Origin of the sequence: Kitasatospora sp. NPDC057904 (genome assembly GCF_042887925.1) — a bacterium.
GTDB lineage: Bacteria > Actinomycetota > Actinomycetes > Streptomycetales > Streptomycetaceae > Kitasatospora.
The window spans coordinates 1,062,082-1,083,587 of record NZ_JBHVOL010000001.1 but is presented as its reverse complement, the minus strand read 5'-3'; the positions used below and the strand labels follow the sequence as shown (position 1 = coordinate 1,083,587).

General features: G+C 74.4%; 21 protein-coding genes. 11 read left to right on the top strand and 10 right to left on the bottom strand.

Annotated elements, in window-relative coordinates:
- Positions 1-192 precede the first annotated feature (192 nt).
- Positions 193-1,491: an MFS transporter gene (locus ACFVSN_RS04980; RefSeq protein ID WP_380495272.1), complete on the top strand. Its 1,299-nt coding sequence runs from the start codon at positions 193-195 to the stop codon at positions 1,489-1,491.
- Here the strand turns inward: ACFVSN_RS04980 and ACFVSN_RS04975 are convergent.
- Positions 1,395-1,673: a hypothetical protein gene (locus ACFVSN_RS04975; RefSeq protein WP_380442706.1), complete on the bottom strand. Its 279-nt coding sequence runs from the start codon at positions 1,671-1,673 to the stop codon at positions 1,395-1,397. The genes ACFVSN_RS04980 and ACFVSN_RS04975 overlap by 97 nt on opposite strands.
- 119 nt (positions 1,674-1,792) lie before the next feature.
- On the opposite strand from ACFVSN_RS04975, the gene ACFVSN_RS04970 reads away from it, so the two are divergent.
- From ACFVSN_RS04970 to ACFVSN_RS04960, 3 genes are all read left to right on the top strand, one after another.
- A complete protein-coding gene (locus ACFVSN_RS04970; protein ID WP_380495274.1) occupies positions 1,793-2,545 on the top strand; it encodes a Mut7-C RNAse domain-containing protein in 753 nt (250 codons plus the stop codon).
- 179 nt (positions 2,546-2,724) lie between these two features.
- Positions 2,725-3,132 (top strand): cupin domain-containing protein, encoded by a 408-nt coding sequence (locus ACFVSN_RS04965; RefSeq protein WP_387593728.1) that lies wholly within the window; start codon positions 2,725-2,727, stop codon positions 3,130-3,132.
- Entirely contained in the window at positions 3,129-5,030 is a 1,902-nt protein-coding gene (locus ACFVSN_RS04960; protein WP_387593643.1) for a CocE/NonD family hydrolase, read from the top strand. Before ACFVSN_RS04965 ends, ACFVSN_RS04960 begins: the two co-directional genes overlap by 4 nt.
- A gap of 25 nt (positions 5,031-5,055) precedes the next feature.
- Here ACFVSN_RS04960 and ACFVSN_RS04955 read toward each other — a convergent pair whose 3' ends face one another.
- The 4 genes from ACFVSN_RS04955 to ACFVSN_RS04940 form a co-directional block, all read right to left on the bottom strand.
- Complete coding sequence (locus ACFVSN_RS04955) at positions 5,056-5,226, bottom strand: hypothetical protein (RefSeq protein ID WP_387593645.1); 171 nt, start codon at positions 5,224-5,226, stop codon at positions 5,056-5,058.
- Positions 5,227-5,234: 8 nt separating this feature from the next.
- A complete protein-coding gene (locus tag ACFVSN_RS04950; protein WP_387593647.1) occupies positions 5,235-6,092 on the bottom strand; it encodes a hypothetical protein in 858 nt (285 codons plus the stop codon).
- Between the two features lie 47 nt (positions 6,093-6,139).
- Entirely contained in the window at positions 6,140-7,375 is a 1,236-nt protein-coding gene (locus ACFVSN_RS04945; RefSeq protein WP_387593649.1) for a DUF2306 domain-containing protein, read from the bottom strand.
- Positions 7,376-7,496: 121 nt separating this feature from the next.
- Positions 7,497-8,015: a PadR family transcriptional regulator gene (locus ACFVSN_RS04940; RefSeq protein ID WP_380442694.1), complete on the bottom strand. Its 519-nt coding sequence runs from the start codon at positions 8,013-8,015 to the stop codon at positions 7,497-7,499.
- A gap of 167 nt (positions 8,016-8,182) precedes the next feature.
- Here ACFVSN_RS04940 and ACFVSN_RS04935 point away from each other — a divergent pair, with 167 nt between their 5' ends.
- The 3 genes from ACFVSN_RS04935 (at position 8,183) to ACFVSN_RS04925 (ending at position 11,030) form a co-directional block, all read left to right on the top strand.
- Positions 8,183-8,710: an inorganic diphosphatase gene (locus tag ACFVSN_RS04935; protein WP_387593729.1), complete on the top strand. Its 528-nt coding sequence runs from the start codon at positions 8,183-8,185 to the stop codon at positions 8,708-8,710.
- 9 nt (positions 8,711-8,719) lie between these two features.
- Positions 8,720-9,904 (top strand): cytochrome P450, encoded by a 1,185-nt coding sequence (locus tag ACFVSN_RS04930; protein ID WP_380508114.1) that lies wholly within the window; start codon positions 8,720-8,722, stop codon positions 9,902-9,904.
- Positions 9,905-9,989: 85 nt separating this feature from the next.
- On the top strand, positions 9,990-11,030 hold the full coding sequence (locus ACFVSN_RS04925; protein ID WP_380495289.1) for a TerD family protein: 1,041 nt from the start codon (positions 9,990-9,992) through the stop codon (positions 11,028-11,030).
- A gap of 28 nt (positions 11,031-11,058) precedes the next feature.
- Here ACFVSN_RS04925 and ACFVSN_RS04920 read toward each other — a convergent pair whose 3' ends face one another.
- On the bottom strand, positions 11,059-11,778 hold the full coding sequence (locus ACFVSN_RS04920; RefSeq protein ID WP_380442688.1) for a C39 family peptidase: 720 nt from the start codon (positions 11,776-11,778) through the stop codon (positions 11,059-11,061).
- 89 nt (positions 11,779-11,867) lie between these two features.
- Here ACFVSN_RS04920 and ACFVSN_RS04915 point away from each other — a divergent pair, with 89 nt between their 5' ends.
- Entirely contained in the window at positions 11,868-13,463 is a 1,596-nt protein-coding gene (locus ACFVSN_RS04915) for a phytoene desaturase family protein (RefSeq protein ID WP_387593652.1), read from the top strand.
- A 61-nt stretch (positions 13,464-13,524) separates the two neighbouring features.
- On the opposite strand, the gene ACFVSN_RS04910 is transcribed toward ACFVSN_RS04915, so the two are convergent.
- Entirely contained in the window at positions 13,525-14,139 is a 615-nt protein-coding gene (locus tag ACFVSN_RS04910) for a TetR/AcrR family transcriptional regulator (RefSeq protein WP_380442685.1), read from the bottom strand.
- 101 nt (positions 14,140-14,240) lie between these two features.
- Here ACFVSN_RS04910 and ACFVSN_RS04905 point away from each other — a divergent pair, with 101 nt between their 5' ends.
- Positions 14,241-15,278, top strand: coding sequence for an aldo/keto reductase (locus tag ACFVSN_RS04905; RefSeq protein WP_387593654.1), 1,038 nt, complete (start codon positions 14,241-14,243; stop codon positions 15,276-15,278).
- Positions 15,279-15,399: 121 nt separating this feature from the next.
- The gene (locus ACFVSN_RS04900) at positions 15,400-15,894 is read left to right on the top strand and encodes a GNAT family N-acetyltransferase (RefSeq protein WP_380442681.1); all 495 of its coding nucleotides are present in this window, start codon (positions 15,400-15,402) and stop codon (positions 15,892-15,894) included.
- 12 nt (positions 15,895-15,906) lie between these two features.
- Here ACFVSN_RS04900 and ACFVSN_RS04895 read toward each other — a convergent pair whose 3' ends face one another.
- Positions 15,907-17,982, bottom strand: coding sequence for an MDR family MFS transporter (locus ACFVSN_RS04895; RefSeq protein ID WP_380442679.1), 2,076 nt, complete (start codon positions 17,980-17,982; stop codon positions 15,907-15,909).
- 160 nt (positions 17,983-18,142) lie between these two features.
- On the opposite strand from ACFVSN_RS04895, the gene ACFVSN_RS04890 reads away from it, so the two are divergent.
- Positions 18,143-19,612, top strand: a complete 1,470-nt coding sequence (locus ACFVSN_RS04890; RefSeq protein WP_380442677.1) for an MFS transporter — start codon at positions 18,143-18,145, stop codon at positions 19,610-19,612.
- A 78-nt stretch (positions 19,613-19,690) separates the two neighbouring features.
- Here the strand turns inward: ACFVSN_RS04890 and ACFVSN_RS04885 are convergent, their stop codons facing one another.
- Positions 19,691-20,524 carry an ABC transporter permease gene (locus ACFVSN_RS04885; RefSeq protein WP_380508132.1) on the bottom strand — a complete coding sequence of 278 codons (834 nt, stop codon included), beginning with the start codon at positions 20,522-20,524 and terminating at the stop codon, positions 19,691-19,693.
- Positions 20,521-21,432, bottom strand: coding sequence for an ATP-binding cassette domain-containing protein (locus ACFVSN_RS04880; protein WP_380442673.1), 912 nt, complete (start codon positions 21,430-21,432; stop codon positions 20,521-20,523). The genes ACFVSN_RS04885 and ACFVSN_RS04880 overlap by 4 nt, the downstream gene beginning before the upstream one ends.
- Between the last annotated feature and the right edge of the window lie 74 nt (positions 21,433-21,506).

Below are 21,506 nucleotides of genomic sequence, written 5' to 3'. Positions count from 1 at the left end.
CGGATGACGCCGTCGCACGGTGGTTCAGCCGTCGCGTGCCGGTGCGGGTACCGATGGACAAGTGGCCCAGGAAAGAGCTTGATCATTGGCTCTTCCGGATGGGCCACTGGCTCCCTAGGCTGGCGTGCGAACCGTTGTGAACCGTTGCGAACGGGCGGCCCGCGCGCCGTCCACCGACCTGTCAGGAGCGAAGTGCCGACTCGTCTCGTCCCGCCCGCCGGGCCCCAGCGGACGCTCGCCGCCGCCCAGTTGGCGAGCGCCGTCGGGGACGGTGCCTACTACACCTGCTCCGCGCTCTACTTCACGCACGTCGTCGGGATGTCCGCGGCCCGCCTCGGTATCGGCCTCGCCGTCGCGTGGGCGCTCGGCTCGCTCGCGGGCGTGCCGCTGGGCCAGCTCGCCGACCAGCGGGGCCCGCGCCGCACGGCGGTGGGGCTCGCGCTGGCGACGGCGGCGGTCGTCGCGCTGTTCCTGGTGATCCGCTCCTACCCGCTGTTCCTGGCCGCCATCTGCCTCTACGCGACCACCCAGTCCGGGCTCACCGCCGCGCGCCAGGCGCTCGTCGGCGGGCTGGTGTCGCCCGCGGAGCGCACCGGCCTGCTGGCCCACCTGCAGTCGACGCTCAACGGCGGACTGGCGGTCGGCGCCGCGATCGGCGGCATCGCGCTGACCGTCGGCACCCGCGAGGCGTACCTCGGGGCGTTCGTCGTGACCTCGCTCGGGTTCGTCGTCGGCGGGCTGGTCCTGCTGCGGCTGCCCGAAGTCCCTTCGACGGCGGGCCAGTCGAGGCCGGGGCCGCGCTTCGAGGTGCTGACGGACCGCCGGTACGCCGTCGTCGCGCTCGTCAACACCGTTCTGCTGCTGCGGATGCCGTTGCTGAGCCTCGTGATCCCGCTCTGGCTCGCGCAGCGGGCGTCGGGCCTCGGCTGGCTCGGGTCGGTGCTGTTCGTCCTCAACACCGTGGGTGTGATGGCGTTCCAGGTGCGGGTGGCGCGCGACGTCAGCGACCCCGCGTCGGGTTCGCGCGCGGTGCGCTCGGCCGGTGTGCTGCTGCTCGGCTCGTGCGCGGTGTTCGGCCTCTCGGCGCTGGACGTGCCCGAGTGGGCGTTCGCGGCGCTGCTGCTGGGCGGCTCGGTCTTCCTGCTGGTGGGGGAGATGCGGCAGTCGGCCGGGTCGTGGCAGATCAGCTTCGACCTCGCGCCCGCCGACCGGATCGGGCAGTACCAGGGCTTCTTCGGGACGGGCGTCGCCGTCGCGCGCACCCTCGGGCCGCTCGTCCTCACGACGCTGCTGCTCGACGGCGGACTGCCCGGCTGGCTCGTGCTCGGCGCGGTGTTCCTGGCGGCCGGCTACGCGATGGGCCCGGCCGTCCGGTGGGCCGAGCGCGACCGGCGTCACCCGTCGTCGGGCTCCTCGGCGCCGCTCACCGCCGCGTCCGACGCGCTGACGTCCGCGGCCCCGACGCCGGCCACCGCCGCCGAGGCGCCGTAGAGGTCGTCGTCGCCGCCGTAGGGCTGCTCCTCGCCCTTCCGGCGGGGCCCGCGCTCGTCGCGGCCGTCGAAGAGGTCGTCCGGCTCCCCGGTGTCCAGGCGGGCCAGGGGTCCCGCCGCATCGTCGTCCCGCCGGTCGCCGTGGGCCCGCCGGCCGTCGTGGGGCTGCCTGTCACCGGCCATCGCGTGCTCCCAAGGCCGCCGTTGCTCCGGATACGTCCGATCGTACTCCGGCACCGTACGGCCGGACCGGCGCCGGAAAACGGTGGCCCCGGCTCGCCGCCCGCTGGCATGCTGGCCGCGTGGACACCCCGGACAGACCGCAGATCTTCGTCGACTTCGCCCCTGAGCTGCACCTCTTCGTCGCCGGCCGGCGCCGCGAGGGCCGGTCCGAGCTGCGCACCGACGGCACCTCGACGCTCGGCCACGTCGTCGAGTCCCTCGGGGTGCCGCTCACCGAGGTCGGGGCCCTGCTCGTCGACGGCCGCCCGGTGCCCGACTCGCACGTCCCGGCCGACGCCGAACACGTCGAGGTGCGCGGGGTGGCCCGCCCGCAGCCCGCCCCGGGCCCGCTGCGCTTCCTGCTCGACGTCCACCTCGGCACCCTCGCCCGCCGCCTGCGCCTGCTCGGCGTCGACGCCGCCTACGAGAACCCGGACATCGGCGACGCCGCCCTCGCCGCCCGCTCCGCCGCCGAGCGGCGCGTCATGCTCTCGCGCGACCGCGGCCTGCTGCGCCGCCGCGAACTCTGGGCCGGCGCCTACGTCTACAGCCACCGCCCGGCCGAGCAGCTGCGCGACGTCCTCTCCCGCTTCGCCCCGCCGCTGGCTCCCTGGAGCCGCTGCACGACGTGCAACGGGACGCTGCGCACGGTGGAGAAGACGACGGTGCGCGAGCAGCTGCACGACGGCACCGAGCGCTCGTACGACGCGTTCGCGCAGTGCGCGGACTGCGGCCAGGCGTACTGGCGCGGCGCACACCACGCGCGGCTGGACGCGATCGTGGCGGACGCGGTCCGCGAGTTCGGCGGGACGGCCGTCACGGCGGGTGACTGAGCGCACTGGGTGGCGCAGGGGGTGACCCGGACGCCGGGTTCAGGGTAAAGCCAGGGACCGGTCCTCTGGCGGGCGTTCCGCAGCGCGTGATCCCATCGGCGGTGGGGGCGAGCCAGCGGTGTTCCGTCGTGGAAGACGTGCCAGAGAGGCCGGGTCCGATTCACATGCATTCGTTGAACGTGCAGCCGTTCGGGACGACAGATGTAGGCGAGGCGCCCGTCGTGGTGGCGCCGGACGGTGCGGCGGTGTTCCCGCTGCTCGACCTGGCCGGGCAGGGGAGCCTCGCGGTCTTCGAGCTCGCACCCGGGGACGTGACGCGCGCGGTGTCGCACGCCACCGTGCAGGAACTGTGGTTCGTCACCGAGGGCCGCGGCCGGCTGTGGCGCCGGCAGGGGGACCGCGAGGAGAGCGTCCCGCTCGCCCCCGGGACGGCCGCCTCGATACCGCTGGGCACCGCGTTCCAGTTCCGGGCGGACGACGACGCCGAAGGGCCGCTGCGCATCGCGGCCGTCACGATGCCGCCGTGGCCGGGGACGGACTCCGAGGCCCGCCCGGAGAAGGGTCCGTGGGAGGCGACGGTCCGATGAGCCGTGGAGGGGGGAGGCTCCGCCGCGCCTCGGCGGCGGCGGTCGCGGCACTGACCGTCCTCGGGCTGTCGACGGTCCCGGCCGCTGCCGCACCGCCGGCCGAACCGCACCTGCGGTCGCTGTACGTGCCCATGCCCGACGGCGTGCGGCTGGCCGTCGACGTCCACCTGCCCGCCGGCACCACCGCGGGCGCGAACCTGCCGACGGTCCTGGTCACCCAGCGCTACTGGCGGGCCCGCGTCCAGCAGGGCGTCCCCGACCAGGGCGAGAGCGGCGACGCGGCGGGGTGGAACGCCCGCGGCTACGCCTACGTCGTCGCCGACCTGCGCGGCACCGGCGCGTCCTTCGGCACGCTGGACGCCGAGATCGGCGAGAAGGCCGTCGCCGACAGCGGCTCCCTGAGCGACTGGATCGCCGCGCAGCCCTGGTCCGACGGCCGGGTCGGCACCACCGGCGTCTCCTACGGCGGCGACACGGCGATGCTCGCCACCGCGCTCGGCGACCACCACATCACCGCCGCCGCGCCGGTCTCCTACGACTTCGACCCGTACGAGGACCTGGTGCGCCCCGGCGGGGTGCTCATCGAACCGCGGATCGCGCCCTACGCGATGCTCCTGCGGATCCTCGACCGGTCGGCCGGCACCACCTGCGACACCAGCGCCGAGACCCGGGCGGTGTGCGACGCCACCGGCCTCACCGGCGCGATCCCGCGGCCGGTGGACGGTCCGGACGGCACCGCGCTGCTGGCCGCCGCCCGGGCCGAGCACGCGGGCAACGCCAACCTCGTCGAGATGGCCCACCAGGGCGCCTACCGCGACTACCAGGACGGCCCGAAGAGCTGGACGGTCGGCAGCGTCGGCGAGAAGACCGACGCCGTCGAGGCGGGCGGTGTGCCCGTCCTGACGGACGCCGGCTGGCTCGACGCGGGCACCGCCAACGGCGTGCTGTCCCAGTTCACCACCCTGTCGAACACCCAGGACGCGTGGATCGGCCCGTGGAGCCACGGCATGGCGTGGATCGCGGACCCGTTCCGGACCCCGCGCCACCTGACGGACGCCGAGCGCGCCCAACTCGACGACCGGACCGTCGCGTTCTTCGACCGGTACGTCAAGAACGGCGAACAGCCGGATGGCAAGCGGGAGTTGCACTACTACACCATGAACGAGGGGGTCTGGCGCACGACCGACCGCTTCCCGCTGCCCGGCACCCGCGACCGCCGCCTCTACCTCGACGGCGGAAACGCGCTCTCCTGGCAGCGCCCGGAGGAGGACGGCGGCGGCGACGGCAAGGGCAGTGGCGGTACGGGCGGGGGCAGTGACACGCTCCGCCTCGACCCGACCGCCGGGACCGGCCCGTTCGACCGCTGGAACACCAACCTCACCGGGAACAAGGTCAGTTACCCCGACCGCGCCGCCGTGGACACCCGTCTCCTCAGCTACACCGGCCCGGCCCTCGGCCGCGACACCCGGGTGACCGGCCTCGGCCGCGTGGTCCTCGACGTCACCGGGCTGGAGGGATCGGCGAACGGCGCCCTGCACGTGTACCTGGAGGACGTCACCCCGGACGGCCGCGTCACGTACCTGACGGAAGGCCAACTCGCCCTGGCCGACCGCGCAGTGGCCGACCGGGACGACAACCCCGACTGGCGGAGCCTGCGCACGCCCCGCACGTACGCCGCCGCCGACGCGACCCCGTTCCCGCAGGGCCGCCCCGAGCGGGTGACGGTGGACCTGCTCCCCACCTCGGTGCTGTTCAAGGCGGGCGACCGGATCCGCGTCACGGTCGCCGCGGCGAACCCGGACTCGTTCCAGCTGCTCCCCGCCGACGGCCGCGCCGCGTACGCGATCGGCCACGGCGGAGCCCGTCCGTCCTACCTCGAACTCCCCGTCGTGGACTGACGGGCAGGCGCTCGTCCTCCGCCCGTCACTGCGGCGGGTGGAGGGCGAGCGTCCAGGTGTGCGTGAGGTACTTGTTCGGCCGCTCGGGGTTGCGTTCGCGGACGACGGCCGTGAGGCGGTCGGCGGCCGTCCGCTCCAGCGTGGCGACGAACCGCTCGCCTTCGCCGTCGGGCACGGCCAGGAGTTCGGCGAGCACGGTGTCCGTCAGGCCGGCACGGCCCGCCGGGTCAGCAGCCAGTGGCCGATGGCGCCGGTGGAGAGCAGGCCGGCGAGCAGGACGACGAGCGGGAGCGCCGCCCCGGACGACCACGTGACGTCCCCCGCGCGCCCGGCCAGCAGGACGGCCGACGCCAGTGCCACCCCGGGGACGGAGAGCAGGGCGGGCCGCAGCCGGGCGAGGTCGTCCTCGGCGAGGGCGCCGAGCACGCCCACCCCGAGCGCGAGGCACCACACCCCGAGGCCCTGCGCGTCGGCCCGGCCGACCGCCCACGGCACGAGCCCGCCCCAGAAGCGGGGAGCGAGCACCAGGCCGGTACCGAGGCCGAGCCACCCGGAGCCGAGCACCGCGAGCAGCGGCTTCGACCACGCGGGCAGCGGGGCGGTCCGGGCCGGGGGCGCGGTGACCGGCCGCCGGTACTGCACGACGAGGCAGAGCACCGACGCGGCGGCCAGCGCGCCGAGCACGGCCACCCAGCCCAGGCTGAACATCACCAGGACGATCAACCCGCCGGTGGCGACGTGCAGTTCGCGCCCGTCGGCGACGCTGACGGCGAACAGGCCGACGAGCACGACGGCGGTCGGCAGGACGAGCGTGCGCACCTCCTCCCACACCCGCGCGCGGCCGACCACGAGCAGCCCGGGGGAGACGCCGACCATGGCCGCGCCGATCAGCCCGGGGCTGAGCGCCTCCGGCGAGTGCCACGCGCCGAAGGCGTGCCCGGTCAGGCCCGCGACGGCCATCAGTGCGCCGGTCAGGATGCTGACGACCGCGACGACGGCGGACAGCGTCGTGATGGCGGGCGACAGCTCCCGGCCACCGAGGTCCGGGTCCTGGGTGCTCATGTGTACGGTCCTCCTGCGGAGTTGGTCGTCGGCCCGGGCAGAGGTTGCTACAGCGGGAGGGCCGACGTCGGCCGCGCGACCGGCGCCTTGCTCTGACGCTTCGTCACCTCACGGGCGTACAGCACCCGCAGGCTCACCACCGCGGTGGCCGCGAAGGCGAGCATCCCGCAGCCGATGCCGACACCGGCCATGAGCGCGGTCCGCCCGTCCAGGCGCATCCCGTGCTCGAAGAGCGGTGCCGCGACGGCGGAGAACGCGGGCGCCAGGCACAGGAACGCCAGGTGCAGCCGCCACTCCTCGCGCGCCCAGCCCGTCGTCCGCCGCTGCCGCACCATGATGAAGACGTACGTCAGCAGGAGCGGGATCAGGTAGGCGAGCAGGAGCCGCCGGCCCTCCGGGCCCCAGGCCGCGAACGACCGGACCAGCCACACCACCCCGGCGGCGCCCACGAGTTGGGCGGCGGCCAGGACGGCGGGCGGGCACCACGTGCCGGTCATGCCGCGCACGGTGGTCCGCCGGTCGAGGGCCCGGGAGGCGGCCAGGGCGCCGAACGTCACGATCGACCCGAGGTGCATGATCGCCACCCGGTTGAGCTCGGCGACCGGCCGGCTCCCGAGGACGAGCGGCAGCGCGCCCCACTCCAGGCGCAGCAGCGGCGCCGTCATCAGGTAGCCGTAGCAGAGCAGCAGCCAGCGCTGGTGCAGGTCGGGGAAGCCGGTGAGGGCGGCGCCGATGCCGAGCGTCGTGCTCAGCACCGTGCCGACCAGGATGGTGGCGAGGACGACCCAGAACGCGGCCCCGCTGAACGCCTGGGCCGGCGGGGTGCGGGCCAGGTAGACGGCGGCGCCGGCCATCGACGCGTACACCGTGACGGCGAAGACGACGCCGACGGTGCGGTGCAGCCGGATCCGCCGCCGGACGGCCGACCAGAGCTGGAGCGGGCCGAGCAGCATCAGGACGCCGCCGAGGACCGTGTGCACCAGCAGCGGCACGAAGCTGCGCCGGTACGGTTCGAGGCGGTCGGCGAGCGCCTCGGCCACGTAGGCGGGCGAGACCCCGGAGTGGGCGAGCACCCACCGGCCGGGCGCGAACGCGCCGGGGTGCTCGTAGGGCCAGACGTCGGTCATGGCGATGGGCGCGTAGACGACGCAGAGCCCGGCGACCGCGAGGGCGGCCACCCGGCCCCAGCGGACCTGCCGCGGTCCTTCCGTCCGTCCGCTCCGGTCGTCCGTCGTGCCGTTCAGCCGCCGCATCGCGACCCTCCCGCCTGTGCGGTTTCCCACGGTCCTGATCAGATGGTCCAGAAAGGACTATGGGGACCGTAGGGCCGTCCGACGGTGCGGTCAATGGGTGCGGCGCGGATTGCTACCGTCAGGTAGGCGTCGGGTGGGCGCCGCGCGGGCGTCAGGAGTCGTCGCGGGACTGCACCCACTGCCAGAAGTCCACCATCATCCGCTCGTACCGGATGCCGAACTCCAGCGCCTCGCGCTCCCCCCGGCTCAGCAGCTCGCCGACCTCCTCCGCCAGGTGCTCGTACTCGCCGAGCGTGCGGCCGTGCTCCAGCACCTGCCCCGGCGCGAGGATCCGCGGGCTGCCGCCGAACCACAGCTTGAGGATGTTCCGCTCCCGCGCCTCCACCGGCTCGAAGCCCGGATCGGCCAGCCACTCGGCCAGCGCGGCCCTCCCCCCGTCGGTGAGCCGCATCAGCCGTCGGCCCCGCCCGCCCTCCTGCCGCACCTCGGACAGCAGCCCGCCCTGCAGCAGGCGGTCGCACTGCGCGTACACCTGCGCGTGCGGCACCGACCAGAACGGCGCGACCGTCCGGGCCGCCTCCACCTTGACGTCGTACGGGCTGGCCTCGCCCAGCTTGTCGATGATGCCGAGCACGAGGAACGAGGGGGTGGTCAACCGGGTTTCGGGCATGCGGTGACGGTACCGCGCGCACCCCGCGCCCCAACACGCGTCGCGGGGGGTGGGCAGCGCGGGCCCCCGCGGCGGACAATCGCCACAGGACCGGCGAGGAGGCCGCAGTGGAGGCGCAGGTGGAGTTCGAGGACCGGGGCGGGCCCGGGTCGACGTTCTTCGAGGTCATGATCGAGATCCCGCAGGGATCCCGCAACAAGTACGTGATGGACTTCGCCGCGGGCCGCATCCGCCTCGACCGGACGCTCTTCACCGCCACCCGCTACCCGGCGGACTACGGCTACGTCGAGGGCACCCTCGGCGGCGACGGCGAACCGCTGGACGCCCTCGTGCTCGGCGGCGAGCCGGCCGTGCCGGGCTGCGTGCAGACCTGCCGGGCCGTCGGCATGTGGGTCATGCGCGACGAACGCGGGCCGGACCAGAAGGTGTTGTGCGTGCCGGCCCGGGACCCGCGCTACGAGGGCCTGCGCGACATCGGAGACCTGCCGCGCTTCGACCTGCTGGAGATCACCCACTTCTTCCAGGTCTACAAGGACCTGGAGCGCGGCAAGTCCGTCGAGGGCTCGCACTGGGCGGGCCGCGCCGACGCCTACCGCGAGATCGCGGGTTCCCGGGCCCGGGCGGTGGGGACGCGCTTCGCCGGCCCGGCCTGCGCGGCCCGGGGCAGCGGAAACGGGGTCCGCCGCCGGTCGTAAGGTGATCATGTGACGTCATCCGACCTGACCGTGAAGGCCCTGATCGCCGACCCCTACGCGGGCTACGCCGCCCTGCGCGCCGCCGCCCCCGTCCACCGGGTCGTCGGACCGGACGGACTGCCCGTGTGGCTGGTGACCCGCTACGCGGACGTCCGCCAGGCCCTCGCCGACCCGCGGCTGTCCCTCGACAAGGCCCATGCGGCGCCCGGCAACTACCGCGGCTTCAGGCTGCCGCCGGCCCTCGATGCCAACCTGCTCACCATGGACCCGCCCGACCACACCCGCATCCGCCGGCTGGTCACCAAGGCGTTCACCCCGGGCCGGACCGCCGCCCTGCGCGGCCCGATCGAGCGGGTCGCCGAGCAGCTGCTCGACGCGATGGCCCCGCTCGGCCGCGCCGACCTGCTCGCCGCCTACGCCGCGCCGCTGCCCATCACGGTCATCTGCGACCTGCTCGGCGTCCCCGAGGACGACCGGCACGACTTCCGCGCCTGGACCGACGCCCTCATCACCCCCGACCCCGAGCGCCCGCAGGACGCCAAGGCCGCCGTCGGCGCGATGCTCGCCTTCTTCACCGGCCTCATCGGGCGCAAGCGCACCGCCCCCGGCGACGACCTCCTCTCCGACCTCATCGCGGTCCGCGACGCCGAGGACCGGCTCAGCGAGGACGAACTCACCTCGCTCGCCTTCCTGATCCTCTTCGCCGGCTACGAGAACACCGTCCACCTCATCGCCAACGCCGTCCTCGCCCTGCTCACCCACCCCGAGCAGCTCGCCGCCCTGCGGGCCGAACCGGCCCTGGTCGAGGGCGCGTTCGACGAGTTCGCCCGCTTCGACGGCCCGGCCCCGCTGTCCATCCGACGCTTCCCGCGCGAGGACGTCACCATCGGCGGCGTCACCGTCCCGGCCGGCGAGACCGTCCTGCTCGCCATAGCGTCCGCCAACCGCGACCCCGACCAGTTCGCGGACCCGGACCGGCTCGACCTGCGCCGCCGCGAGAGCGGCCACCTCTCCCTCGGCCACGGCATCCACTACTGCCTCGGCGCGCCGCTCGCCCGCATGGAGACCGAGATCGCGCTCGGCGCGCTGCTGCGCCGCTTCCCCGACCTGGCCCTCGACGTGCCCGTCGAGCAGCTGCGCCACCGGCCCGCGCTGCGCGCCCGCGGCCTGCTGGAGCTGCCCGTCCGGTACTGACCTGTCGGCGGGAACCGGCACGGGCTCTACAGCGTTGTCGAGGTCGGCAGTGCAAAAAGCAAGGGTGTGGAGGAGAGGAAGCGCCATGGGTGTGGCCCTGACGAAGGGCGGCAACGTCTCGCTGGGCAAGCAGGCCCCCGGGCTCGGGGCCGTGCGGGTGGGCCTCGGCTGGACGGCGGGCCCCGGATACGACCTGGACGCCAGCGCGCTGCTGTGCGGGCGCTCCGGGCAGGTCGTCTCGGACGGGCACTTCGTCTTCTTCAACAACCTGCGCAGCCCGGACGGCTCGGTCCGCCACCACGGCAGTGACCTGGGTGCCGGCGGGGACCGCGAGCGGATCGACGTCTCGCTCACCGACGTGTCCGCCGACGTCGAGCGGATCGTCTTCGCCGTCGCCATCTACGACGCGGCGCAGCGCCGGCAGTCCTTCGGTCAGGTGAGCGGCGCGTACATCCGGATCACCGACGCCGACGGGGCCACCGAGGTGGTGCGCTACGACGTCGCCGCCGAGGCGGGCAGCGAGACGGCGATGGTGTTCGGCGAGCTCTACCGCAACGGCGCGGACTGGAAGTTCCGGGCCGTGGGGCAGGGCTACGCGACCGGGCTGGCGGGCATCGCGACCGACTTCGGCGTCGCGCTGCTCCAGCCGGCCGCCCCGGCGGCGCCTGCGGCCCCGCCGGCCGTCCCCTCTGTCCCTCAGGCAGCAACGGTCCAGCAAGCAACAGGGAGTTCCGCAGTGACGTGCTTCTTCGACCCCTCGCACGGCGTCGGCTCGACCGCGGTGCAGTGGTCGCCGCAGTGGGGCGTGCCGCGCCCGATCCAGGCGTGCGCCGCCTGTGCTCAGCGCGTGCAGACCACCCCGCCGCCGTTCTACACCCCGCAGCAGGGGTACCCGCAGCCGGTCCAGCAGGGGTACCCCCAGGGCTACCAGCAGGGGTACCCGCAGGTCCCCGGCCAGGGCCACCCGGAGCAGCAGGGCGGCCGCCGCTTCGGCACCGGCGCCCTGCTGGGTGCCGGTGCCGCGGGCCTGGTCGGCGGCGCGCTGCTCAACGAGGCGCTGAGCGACGACGAGCCCCAGGTCGTCGTCAACAACTACTACGAGGGCGACGACGACAGCTTCTTCTAGGCCGTCCCGCGGCGGGTGGCGGTCCTGGTCAGTCGACGACGACCGCCATCCGGCCGTAGGTCGCGTAGCCGTTCTCGAAGTCCGTCTCCGAGACGGTCGTCCGGCCGCGCGCGGGGTCGTTGACCGACACCGTGCCGTCGCCGAACCCCGTGACGACGACGGCGTGTTCGGCCGGTCCCGCGTAGAGGACCTTGACGCCGTCGTACGCCGTGTAGGTGGTCGACCTGAGGTGGCGCCACAGGTAGTCCACCCACACGATCGCCGGGCGGCCGGCGGCCAGGCTGTCCTTCAGGGTCTGGACCGAGATGCCCGAGCCCGAATGGGCCACGGAGAGCCCGAAGGCGCGGGCGGCCTTCGCCACCGGCGGGGCGTACACGCCGAAGCCGGTGCCGTCCACCTCCGAGCCGTCCGGGTCGCCGACGAAGGCCTCGTACGGGTCACCGGAGAGTGGGCCGGAGTGCCCGAACTCGGGGTGGTCCCAGTCGACGCCGATCCGGTCCAGGACGTCCTGGTCGCTCGCCGTCACGCCGCGCGAGGCCAGGACCATGCGCAGGGCCGCCGCCTCGCAGTCGTTGGCGAGTGCCTGGTGGTAGTACGGCACCGACGCCGCCTCGATGCCGCCGACGCCCCCGCCGCCGACGCCCCCGCCGACGCCGCCGCCGGCCGTCGCGGTCCCGGTGCCGGCCGCCAGGGTCGCGCCGACGAGGGCGGCGACGCAGGCCGCGCGTGCTTTCGCAATGATCGTCATGGCCATGACGCTACGAAGGACGGCTACGGAGCGCAGCCGGTGCGCCCCGAACCGGTGACGCGGCGTCCGTTCGGTCGTACCGTGGCCGGATGAACACGAACGCGTCCTCGCGGTACGACGCCGTGATCGTCGGCGGCGGGCACAACGGACTGGTGGCGGCGACGTACCTCGCGCGGGCCGGGCGGCGGGTGCTGGTGCTCGAACGGCTGCCGCGGGTGGGCGGGGCGGCGGTGTCGGCCGAGGCCTTCCCGGGGATCGACGCGCGGCTGTCGCGCTACTCGTACCTCGTGAGCCTGCTCCCGCGCGCGATCGTGCGCGAGCTCGGCCTGCGGCTGGAGCTGCGGCGCCGCCGGATCTCCTCGTACACGCCGGTGGTGCGGGACGGGAAGCCGACCGGCCTGCTCGTCGACGCGGCCGACCCGGACCGCACGCGCGAGTCCTTCCGGGCGCTGACCGGCGGCGAGCGCGAGTGGGAGGCCTGGCGCCGCTTCTACGGCACGACCGGGCGGATCGCCGAGCGCGTCTTCCCCACGCTCACCGAACCACTTCCCTCGCGCGCCGAGCTGCGTCGCCGGATCGGGGACGACGCCGCCTGGGAGGCGCTGTTCGAGCGGCCGCTGGGCGAGGCGATCGAGCGGACCTTCGCCGACGACCTCGTGCGCGGCGTCGTGCTGACGGACGCCCTGATCGGCACGTTCACCCACGCCCACGACCGCTCGCTGCGGCAGAACCGCTGCTTCCTCTACCACGTCATCGGCAACGGAACGGGCGACTGGGACGTCCCGGTCGGCGGCATGGGCGCGGTCACCGGCGCACTCACGGAGGCGGCGCTGGCGGCGGGTGCCGAGCTGCGCACCGGATGCGAGGTCACGGCGATCGCGACGGACGGCCACGGCGATGCCGAGGTGACCTACCGTCATAAAGACCGCGAAGCCGTAGTGGTGGGTGCCAAGGTACTGGTGAACGCGGCGCCGGCGACCCTGGCGCGGCTTCTCGGTGGCGAGCCTTCGGCTGAACTTCCGCCGGAAGGCGCGCAGTTGAAGGTCAACATGGTGTTGCGCCGACTTCCCGCCCTCCGCGACTCCGCCGTCGACCCGCGGGACGCCTTCTCCGGGACGTTCCACATCGCCGAAGGCTACCGGCAGTTGGAGGCGGCGTACGGCGAGGCGGCGTCGGGCCGGCTGCCCTCGGCGCCGCCGTCCGAGATCTACTGCCACACGCTCACCGACAGCTCGATCCTCGGCCCTGGCGCGATCGGGCAGGGCCTCCACACCCTGACCCTCTTCGGGCTCCACACGCCCGCACGGCTGTTCGCGGACCCGTCGACGTACGAGGACGTCAAGGCCCGTGCGCTGGCGGCGAGTCTGGCGCAGCTGGACGAGGTGCTCGCCGAGCCGATCGCCGACTGCCTGGCGACGGATGCCGACGGGCGGCCCTGCGTGGAGGCGAAGACGCCGCTGGACCTGGAGCGCGAGCTCGGCCTGCCGGGCGGTCACATCTTCCACCGCGACCTGTCCTTCCCGTACGCGGAAGGGGATCCGGCCGGCGCCGCCGAACGCTGGGGCGTGGCGACGGCCCACCCGAACGTGCTGCTGTGCGGCGCGGGGGCGGTACGCGGTGGGGGAGTCAGCGGCATCTCCGGCCACAACGCGGCGATGGCGGTCCTGGAGGAAGCGGCCCGGTGACCCTGGTGTTCCTGGCCCCTTCGGCCGCACAACGCCCCTGCGCTGTGCGGCCGTTCGCGGTTCAGCGGCAGTACGCCCCGGCCCGGGCCGCCGCCTCGGCGGCTGCTGCGGCGCGGTCGGCGGCGGCCTCGTCCAGCGGGTCGGCCGTCGTGAGCATCCGGTAGTAGAGCGGGGCCGAGACGGCCCGCACGACCTCCGCCGGGTCGGTGCCGGCGGGCAGTTCGCCGCGCTCGACGGCCTCGGTGACGCACGGCGCCCACTCGGCGACCCGCACCTCGTAGAAGCGCCGGAGCGCCTCCGCCGCGCCCGCGTCGCCGTTCGCCGCGACGATCACCGCGCGGAACAGCGCGCCCTGGCGCGGGTCGGCGAGGGTGCGCTGGACCAGCCGGGCGTTGGCGCGCAGGTCCTCGGCGAGCGAGCCGCTGCGGGTGCGCGGCAGCGACTGCTCGGCCATGTCTGCGAGCAGGTCGGCGACCAGGGCGCTGGTGCCGCCCCAGCGCCGGTAGACGGTGGTGCGCCCGACCTCGGCGCGCTGGGCGATGTCGCCGAGGTCGAGGCCGGCGAAGCCGTGCTCGACGAGCGCGTCCTCCGCGGCGCGCAGGACGGCGGCGCGCACGCGCGCGGTGCGGCCGCCGGGGCGGACGGTGCCCGGGACGGGCTGGCTCTCGTCGACCATTAACGGGATTCCTGTTCCATTAGCTCGTCGGACTCTGCTACGGTCGAGGCATCTTAACGGAACGAACGTCCCGTTAGTCGCCTCCTGGGGGAGCAATCACCATGGAATACCGTCAGCTCGGCGCGTCCGGCCTCAAGGTCCCCGCGCTCAGCCTCGGCACCGGCACCTTCGGCGGGCGGGGCCCGCTCTTCGGCGCCTGGGGCACCACCGGCGACCAGGAGGCCCGCCGCCTCCTCGACATCGCCATCGACGCCGGCGTGACGATGTTCGACACCGCCGACGTCTACTCCGACGGCGCCTCCGAGGAGGTGCTCGGCAAGGCCGTCCACGGCCGCCGCGACCGGGTCCTCATCTCCACCAAGGCCGGCCTGCCCACCGGTGAGGGCCCCAACGACGCCGGCACCTCCCGGGCCCGCCTCACCAAGGCCGTCGACGACGCCCTGCGCCGCCTCGGCACCGACTACATCGACCTCTTCCAGCTCCACGCCTTCGACGCCGCGACCCCCGTCGAGGAGGTCCTGGCCACCTTCGACGACCTCGTCCGCGCCGGCAAGGTCCGCTACACCGGCGTGTCCAACTTCTCCGGCTGGCAGCTCATGAAGTCCCTCGCCGCCGCCGACCGCCAAGGCCGCCCCCGCTACGCCGCCCACCAGGTCTACTACTCGCTCGTCGGCCGCGACTACGAGTGGGAGCTGATGCCGCTGGCCGCCGACCAGGGCGTCGGCGCCCTCGTCTGGAGCCCGCTCGGCTGGGGCCGCCTCACCGGCAGGATCCGCCGCGGCACGCCCGTCCCGGCCGGCAGCCGTCTCCACGACACCGCCGACTACGGCCCCCCGGTCGAGGACGACCACCTCCACCGCGTCGTCGACGCCCTCGACGAGATCGCCGAGGAGACCGGCCGCACCGTCCCCCAGGTGGCGATCAACTGGCTCCTGCGCCGCCCGACCGTCTCCTCCGTCATCATCGGCGCCCGCAACGAGGACCAGCTCCGCCAGAACCTCGGCGCCGTCGGCTGGTCCCTCACCCCCGACCAGATCACCCGCCTCGACGCCGCCAGCCACCGCACCGCCCCCTACCCCTACTTCCCCTACCGCCGCCAGGAGGCCTTCGCCCGCCTCAACCCGCCCATGACCGGCTGACGGACAGTGCGGAGCGATCCCGTCTCCGCCGGTCGTGACGGTCCTCCGAACCAGGGCGGACCCGCCCCTCGCCGGATAATGGGCTTGCCGTACCGGTGCCCGGTGCGGCAAGGTCCGCACCATGCTTGAACTGCGAATCCTCTCCTCCGACGACTGGCCCGTCTTCCGCGAGCTGCGCCTCGCCGCGCTCGCCGAGGCGCCGTACGCCTTCGGCTCCACCCTGGCCGACTGGCAGGGCCCCGGCGACCACGAGGACCGCTGGCGCTCGCGCCTGGAGATCCCCGGCGCGCTCGACCTGGTCGCCGTCCTGGACGGCACGCCCGTCGCCATGGCCAGCGGCGTCCCCGCCGACGAGGACCCGACGGCCGCCGAGCTCATCTCGATGTGGGTCGCCCCGCAGGCCCGCGGCCGGGGCGCCGGCGACCTCCTGATCACCGAGATCGCCAAGTGGGCCGCCGCCCAGGGCTGCTCCACCCTGAAGCTCGCCGTCACGCCCCACAACGACGCCGCGATCGCCCTCTACCGCCGCCACGCCTTCGCCGACACCGACGAGCTCGGCGACCTCCTCGACGACGGCACCGGCCGCGAACTCGTCCTGGCCAAGCCGCTGGTGTAGGGGCCTCGCCGCCTACTCCGCCGGCACCGTCGCCGGGGCCTTCGGGCGGGCGTGGGTCGGGAGGCCGTTGGTGAGGTCCTCGACGAGGAGGCGCCAGGCGATGGCGTCGGCGGCGGTGCGCAGTCGGGGGCTGCGGGGGCGGCCGGCGTCGGCGTCGAGGCGGGCGTTGAGCCAGTCGGACCAGGCGCGGGCCAGGGCGGTGATCTGCCGGCGGCCGGCCTCGGTGGGGATCAGCTGGTCGCCGTCGCGGGTGAGGTAGCCCTCGTCGGTCATGCGGTCGAAGACCGGTTCCAGGACCTCGGGCGGGACGCGCTTGCGCGCGGCGATGAGGTCGAGGGAGGCCCGGCCGACGGCCTTGGTGTGGCCGGCGACCTCCATGAGGGCCCACGCGCCGGCGAGGTCGACGCGGGTGTCGGCGGTGGAGACGATCGAGCGGACGGCGTCGAGGTCGACCCCGCGCACGATCTTGCAGACCGAGTACTCCAGGTGCGGGTCGGCGTCGCTGGTGGTCGGCTGGGCGAAGGCCTCGCCGAGGTCGGTGGAGCCGGCCCGCGCGGTGTCGCGCAGTTTGACCTGCTTGAGGAACAGCGCGACGACGAAGCCGACCACCGCGACCGGGATGGTCCACAGGTAGACGGTGTGCAGGGCGTCGGAGTACGCCTGGACGATCGGCGCGGCCTGGTCGGCGGGCAGCGCGTGCAGGCCCTGCGGGCTCTCGGCGGCCTTGCCGAGCACGGCCGGGCTCGCGCCGGTGAGGCGGGCGGAGGAGGCGATGCCGTCGGCGAGTTCGGTCTTCAGGCTGTTGGCGTAGATGGTGCCGAAGACGGCGGTGCCGAAGGAGCTGCCGATGGTGCGGAAGAACGTGACGCCGGAGGTGGCGGTGCCGAGGTCCGCGTAGTCGACGGTGTTCTGCACCGCGATGGTGAGCACCTGCATGCTCAGCCCGATGCCGACGCCGAGGACGAACATGTACAGCGAGGCGAGTGCGGTGCCCGTCCCGGGTTTGAGCAGCGAGAGCAGGTAGAGGCCGAGGGCCATCACGAGGGTGCCGGCGATGGGGAACAGCCGGTACTGGCCGGTCTTGCTGACGACGTTGCCGCTGGCGATGGAGGCGAGCAGCAGGCCGATGACCATCGGGAGCATGCGGACGCCGGAGACGGTGGCGGAGTCGCCGTCCACGTACTGGAGGAAGGTCGGCAGGAAGGTCAGCGCGCCGAGCATGGCGAAGCCGACGATGAAGCTGAGCACCGAGCAGACCGCGAACACCGGGTTGCGGAACAGCCGCATGGGCAGCATGGGTTGGGCCGCGCGCGTCTCGACCACGCAGAACAGGCCGAGCGCCACGGCGCCGCCCGCGAACAGGCCGATGATCGTCGCCGAGCCCCACGCGTACTGGTTGCCGCCCCAACTGGTGGCCAGGATCAGGGCGCCGGCCCCGACCGCGACCAGCGCGATCCCCAGGTAGTCGATGACCGGCCGGACGGCGGCCCGCACCGAGGGGATCGTCCGGGCCGCCGCGACGACCACGAGGACGGCGATCGGCACGTTGACGTAGAACGCCCAGCGCCAGGACAGGTGGTCGGTGAACAGCCCGCCGAGCAGCGGGCCGATGACCGTCGCCACGCCGAACACCGCGCCGATCGCGCCCTGGTACTTGCCGCGCTCCCGCAGCGGGATGACGTCGGCGATCAGCGCCATCGCGGTGACCATCAGGCCGCCCGCGCCGATGCCCTGGAGGGCGCGCCAGGCGATCAGCAGCGTCATGTTCGTCGCCAGGCCGCAGAAGAACGAGCCGGTGATGAAGACGATCGCGGACACCTGGAAGAGCAGCTTGCGCCCGTACAGGTCGCCGAACTTGCCGGCCAGCACGGTGGCGACCGTCTCGGCGAGCAGGTAGGAGGTGACCACCCAGGACATGTGGGCGGCGCCGCCCAGGTCCGCGACGATGGTGGGCAGCGCGGTGCCGACGATCGTCTGGTCGAGGGCGGCCAGCAGCATGCCGAGCACGATCGTGGCGAAGACGACGTTCCGCTGCCGGACGTCCAGCACGGGCGGGGCGGACGGCGTGGTCTCGGTGTCGACGGTCATGCGCCCAGCCTCGCCGCGCCCGCGGGCCCGCCGCGCGGCGGTTCGGCCGTCCGGGTGAGCCGGGTGGCCCCCGCGGTCGGGCGGGGTGAGGATGAGGCCCCCAGGGCGATGCCGGGCGTCCGACGATGCCGGGCGTCCGGAGGTCCGGAGAAGGCTCCCCATGAACCCCGATCCCCCCAACAGCACCGCGCGCCCGCCGTCCCGGGGCGCCTCCGCCGTCGGCGGGCGGGCCGGGGCGCGGCGCTGGCGGGCGCTCGCGGTGTGCCTGGTGGCCGGGTTCATGACGCTGCTGGACGTCAGCATCGTGAACGTCGCCCTGCCGACCGTCCGCACCGGGCTGCACATGTCGGAGAGCGGCCTGCAGTGGGTGCTGAGCGGCTACGCGCTGGCCTTCGGGCTCGTGCTGGTCCCGGCCGGGCGGCTCGGGGACGCGCGCAGCCGGCGGGCGGTGTTCCTGACCGGGCTGGCGCTGTTCACGCTGGCCAGCGCGCTCGCGGGGGCGGCGCAGGACCAGACGTGGCTGGTGCTGGCCCGGCTGTTCCAGGGCGCGGCGGGCGGGGTGCTGGTGCCGCAGGTGTCCGGGTTCATCCAGACGCTGTTCCAGGGGGCCGAGCGGGGGCGGGCGTTCGGTGCGCTGGGGTCGACGATCGGGGTGTCGACGGCGGTCGGCCCGCTGCTGGGCGGGCTGCTGATCCACCTGTTCGGGCCGCAGGACGGCTGGCGGTGGGTGTTCCTGGTCAACCTGCCGATCGGGATCGCGGCGCTGCCGGTCGCCTACCACCTGCTGCCGCCGCCCCCGCCGGCGGGTGAGCGGGCGGGGCACCGGGACTTCGACCCGGTCGGGGTGGTGCTGCTCGGCGGCGGGACGGTGGCGCTGCTGCTGCCGTTCGTCCAGGAGCAGCAGTGGCACAGCCCGGCGCGGTGGCTGCTGCTGCCGGTGGCGGTGCTGCTGCTGGGGGCGTTCGTCGGGTGGGAGCGGCACTACGCGCGGCGGCGGGAGCCGCTCGTGAACATGGAGCTGTTCGCGGTGCGCCCGTACGCGGCGGGGGTGGCGCTGTCGCTGGTGTACTTCGCGGGGTTCACGGCGATCTTCTTCATCTTCACGCTGTACCTCCAGGCGGGGCTGCACTACTCGGCGCTGGCGGCGGGTCTGTCGATCACGCCGTTCGCGGTGGGTTCGGCCGTCTCGGCCGCGCTCGGCGGGCGGGTGGTGACCCGGCTGGGGCGGCGGCTGGTGGTGTTCGGGCTGGTGCTGGTGCTCGTCGGGCTCGGGGCGTCGATCCTGGCGGTCCGGCTGGGGCCCGGGACGTGGGCGGGCTGGGCGACGGCGCTGCCGCTCCTGGTGGCGGGGACGGGCAGCGGGCTGGTGATCTCGCCGAACCAGACGCTGACGCTCTCGCAGGTCCCGCTCGCCCGGGCCGGCAGTGCGGGCGGGGTGCTGCAGACCGCGCAGCGCGTCGGTTCGGCGGTGGGGATCGCGATCGTCGGCTCGGTCTTCTTCGCCCACGCCCGCGGGAGGAACCCGGACTGGGCGGTCGCCTTCGAGCTGGGGGCGACGGTCGCGGCGGGCCTGGTCCTGGCGGCGCTGGTGGTCGCGGCGGCGGACCTGGCGGCCGGGCGCACCAGGTGACGCGGGGCCCGCACCCCCGTGGCGGGCCCCGCTCGTCGTTCGGTGCGCTCGTCGTTCGCCCGCCATTCGGCGCGCCCGTCAGTGGTCCCGGCGCCGGATCGTGAGCGCGGCGATCGCGACCGCCGCGACGGACCACACCGCGAACGTGATCCAGCCGCTCGCGACCGTGGCCGGGTACGGCGACACCCGCTGGTTCGTCAGGTCCACCTGGGCCAACCGGCGCCACGCGGTGAACGGCAGGGCGTGCGCGACGTCGGCGGACCAGTGGTAGGTGTCGGTGAAGAACGACGGCACGAAGAACAGCACCAGGATCGTGCTCACGACGCTCGCCGCCGTGTGCCGGATCAGCACGCCCAGGCACAGTCCGACGAGCGCGCAGACCGGCGCGAACAGCGCGGCCGCCGCGACGAACCGGAACGCGCCCGGGTCGGTGATCGGCAGCCCGATGCCCCGGCCGCCGATGATCGCCTGTGCCACGCCGAAGGCGGTGCCCGAGACCGCGGCGCCCCAGCCGAGCATCACGCCCGTCAGCACGGCCGCCTTGGCGAGCAGCAGCGCCCGCCGGTCGGGGACGGCCGCGAGACTCGCCCGGATGAGGCCGCTGGCGTACTCGCAGACGACGACGAACGCGCCGAGCCCGCCTCCCACCAGCATGACGACGTCGGCGCCGACGGCGCTGAACGCCGAGTCGAGCGCGGCCTGGTGGTAGCCGGCCGTCGGGCCGGGCTCGAAGTGGTCGTACGTGTAGGTGGCGTTCTTGACGGCGGCGAGGACGACCACGGCGGCGCCGAGCAGCAGGACCCACGGGGTCGAGCGCAGCGACCAGAACTTGATCCACTCGGCGGCGAGGAGGTCGCGGAAGCGGGCGCGGCCCGGCGCGGTGGTGGTGGCGGTCATGGCGAGGGTGCTCAACGGGACTCTCCGGCGAGGTATTCGACGCTGTCGGCGGTCAGTTCCATGAACGCCTCCTCCAGGGAGGCGCCGCGGGTGGTGAGGGCGTGCAGCAAGAGGCGGTTTTCCAGGGCGAGTTCGCCGATCCGCGGGGCGGAGAGGCCGGTGACGGCGAGGGCGCCCTCCGGGGCCGGCCGGACGGTGGCGCCGGCGGCCGTCAACACCCCGGCCAGCCGGGTGGGTTCGGCCGCGACGACGGTCACGCTCGACCGGCCGGCCCTCGCGGAGAACTCCGTCAGGCCCTCGTCGGCGATCAGCCGGCCCCGGCCGATCACGACCAGCCGGTCGGCGGTGTGCTCCATCTCGCTCATCAGGTGGCTGGAGACGAAGACCGTCCGCCCCTCGGCCGCCAGGCGGCGGAACAGCCCGCGCACCCACAGGACGCCCTCCGGGTCGAGGCCGTTGAGCGGCTCGTCGAAGAGGAGCACCGGCGGGTCGCCGAGCAGGGCACCCGCGATGCCGAGCCGCTGGCGCATGCCGAGCGAGTACCCGCCGATCCGGCGGCGCGCGGCACCCGCCAGGCCGACCTCGGCGAGCAGCTCGTCGACCCGCCCGAGCGGGATCGCGTTGCTGCGCGCCAGCGCCCGCAGGTGGGCGCGGCCGGTGCGGCCGCCGTGGACGTCGGCGGCGTCGAGCAGTGCGCCGACGTGGCGCAGGCCGCGCTTGAGGTCGCGGAAGGAGCGTCCGTCGACGGTCGCGGTGCCGGAGGTCGGCTCGTTCAGGCCGAGGACCATCCGCAGGGTGGTGGACTTCCCGGCGCCGTTGGGGCCGAGGAAGCCGGTGACGTGGCCGGGGCGGACGGTGAAGGTGAGGCCGTCCACGGCGGTCCGGCGGCCGTAGCGCTTGGTCAGCTCGGTGACTTCGATCATGGGCAATACGGTGCCGGAGCGGACCGGACCGCCGCATCGGACCGGCGCTGACACCGTGCGGCCCCGGCCGTCAT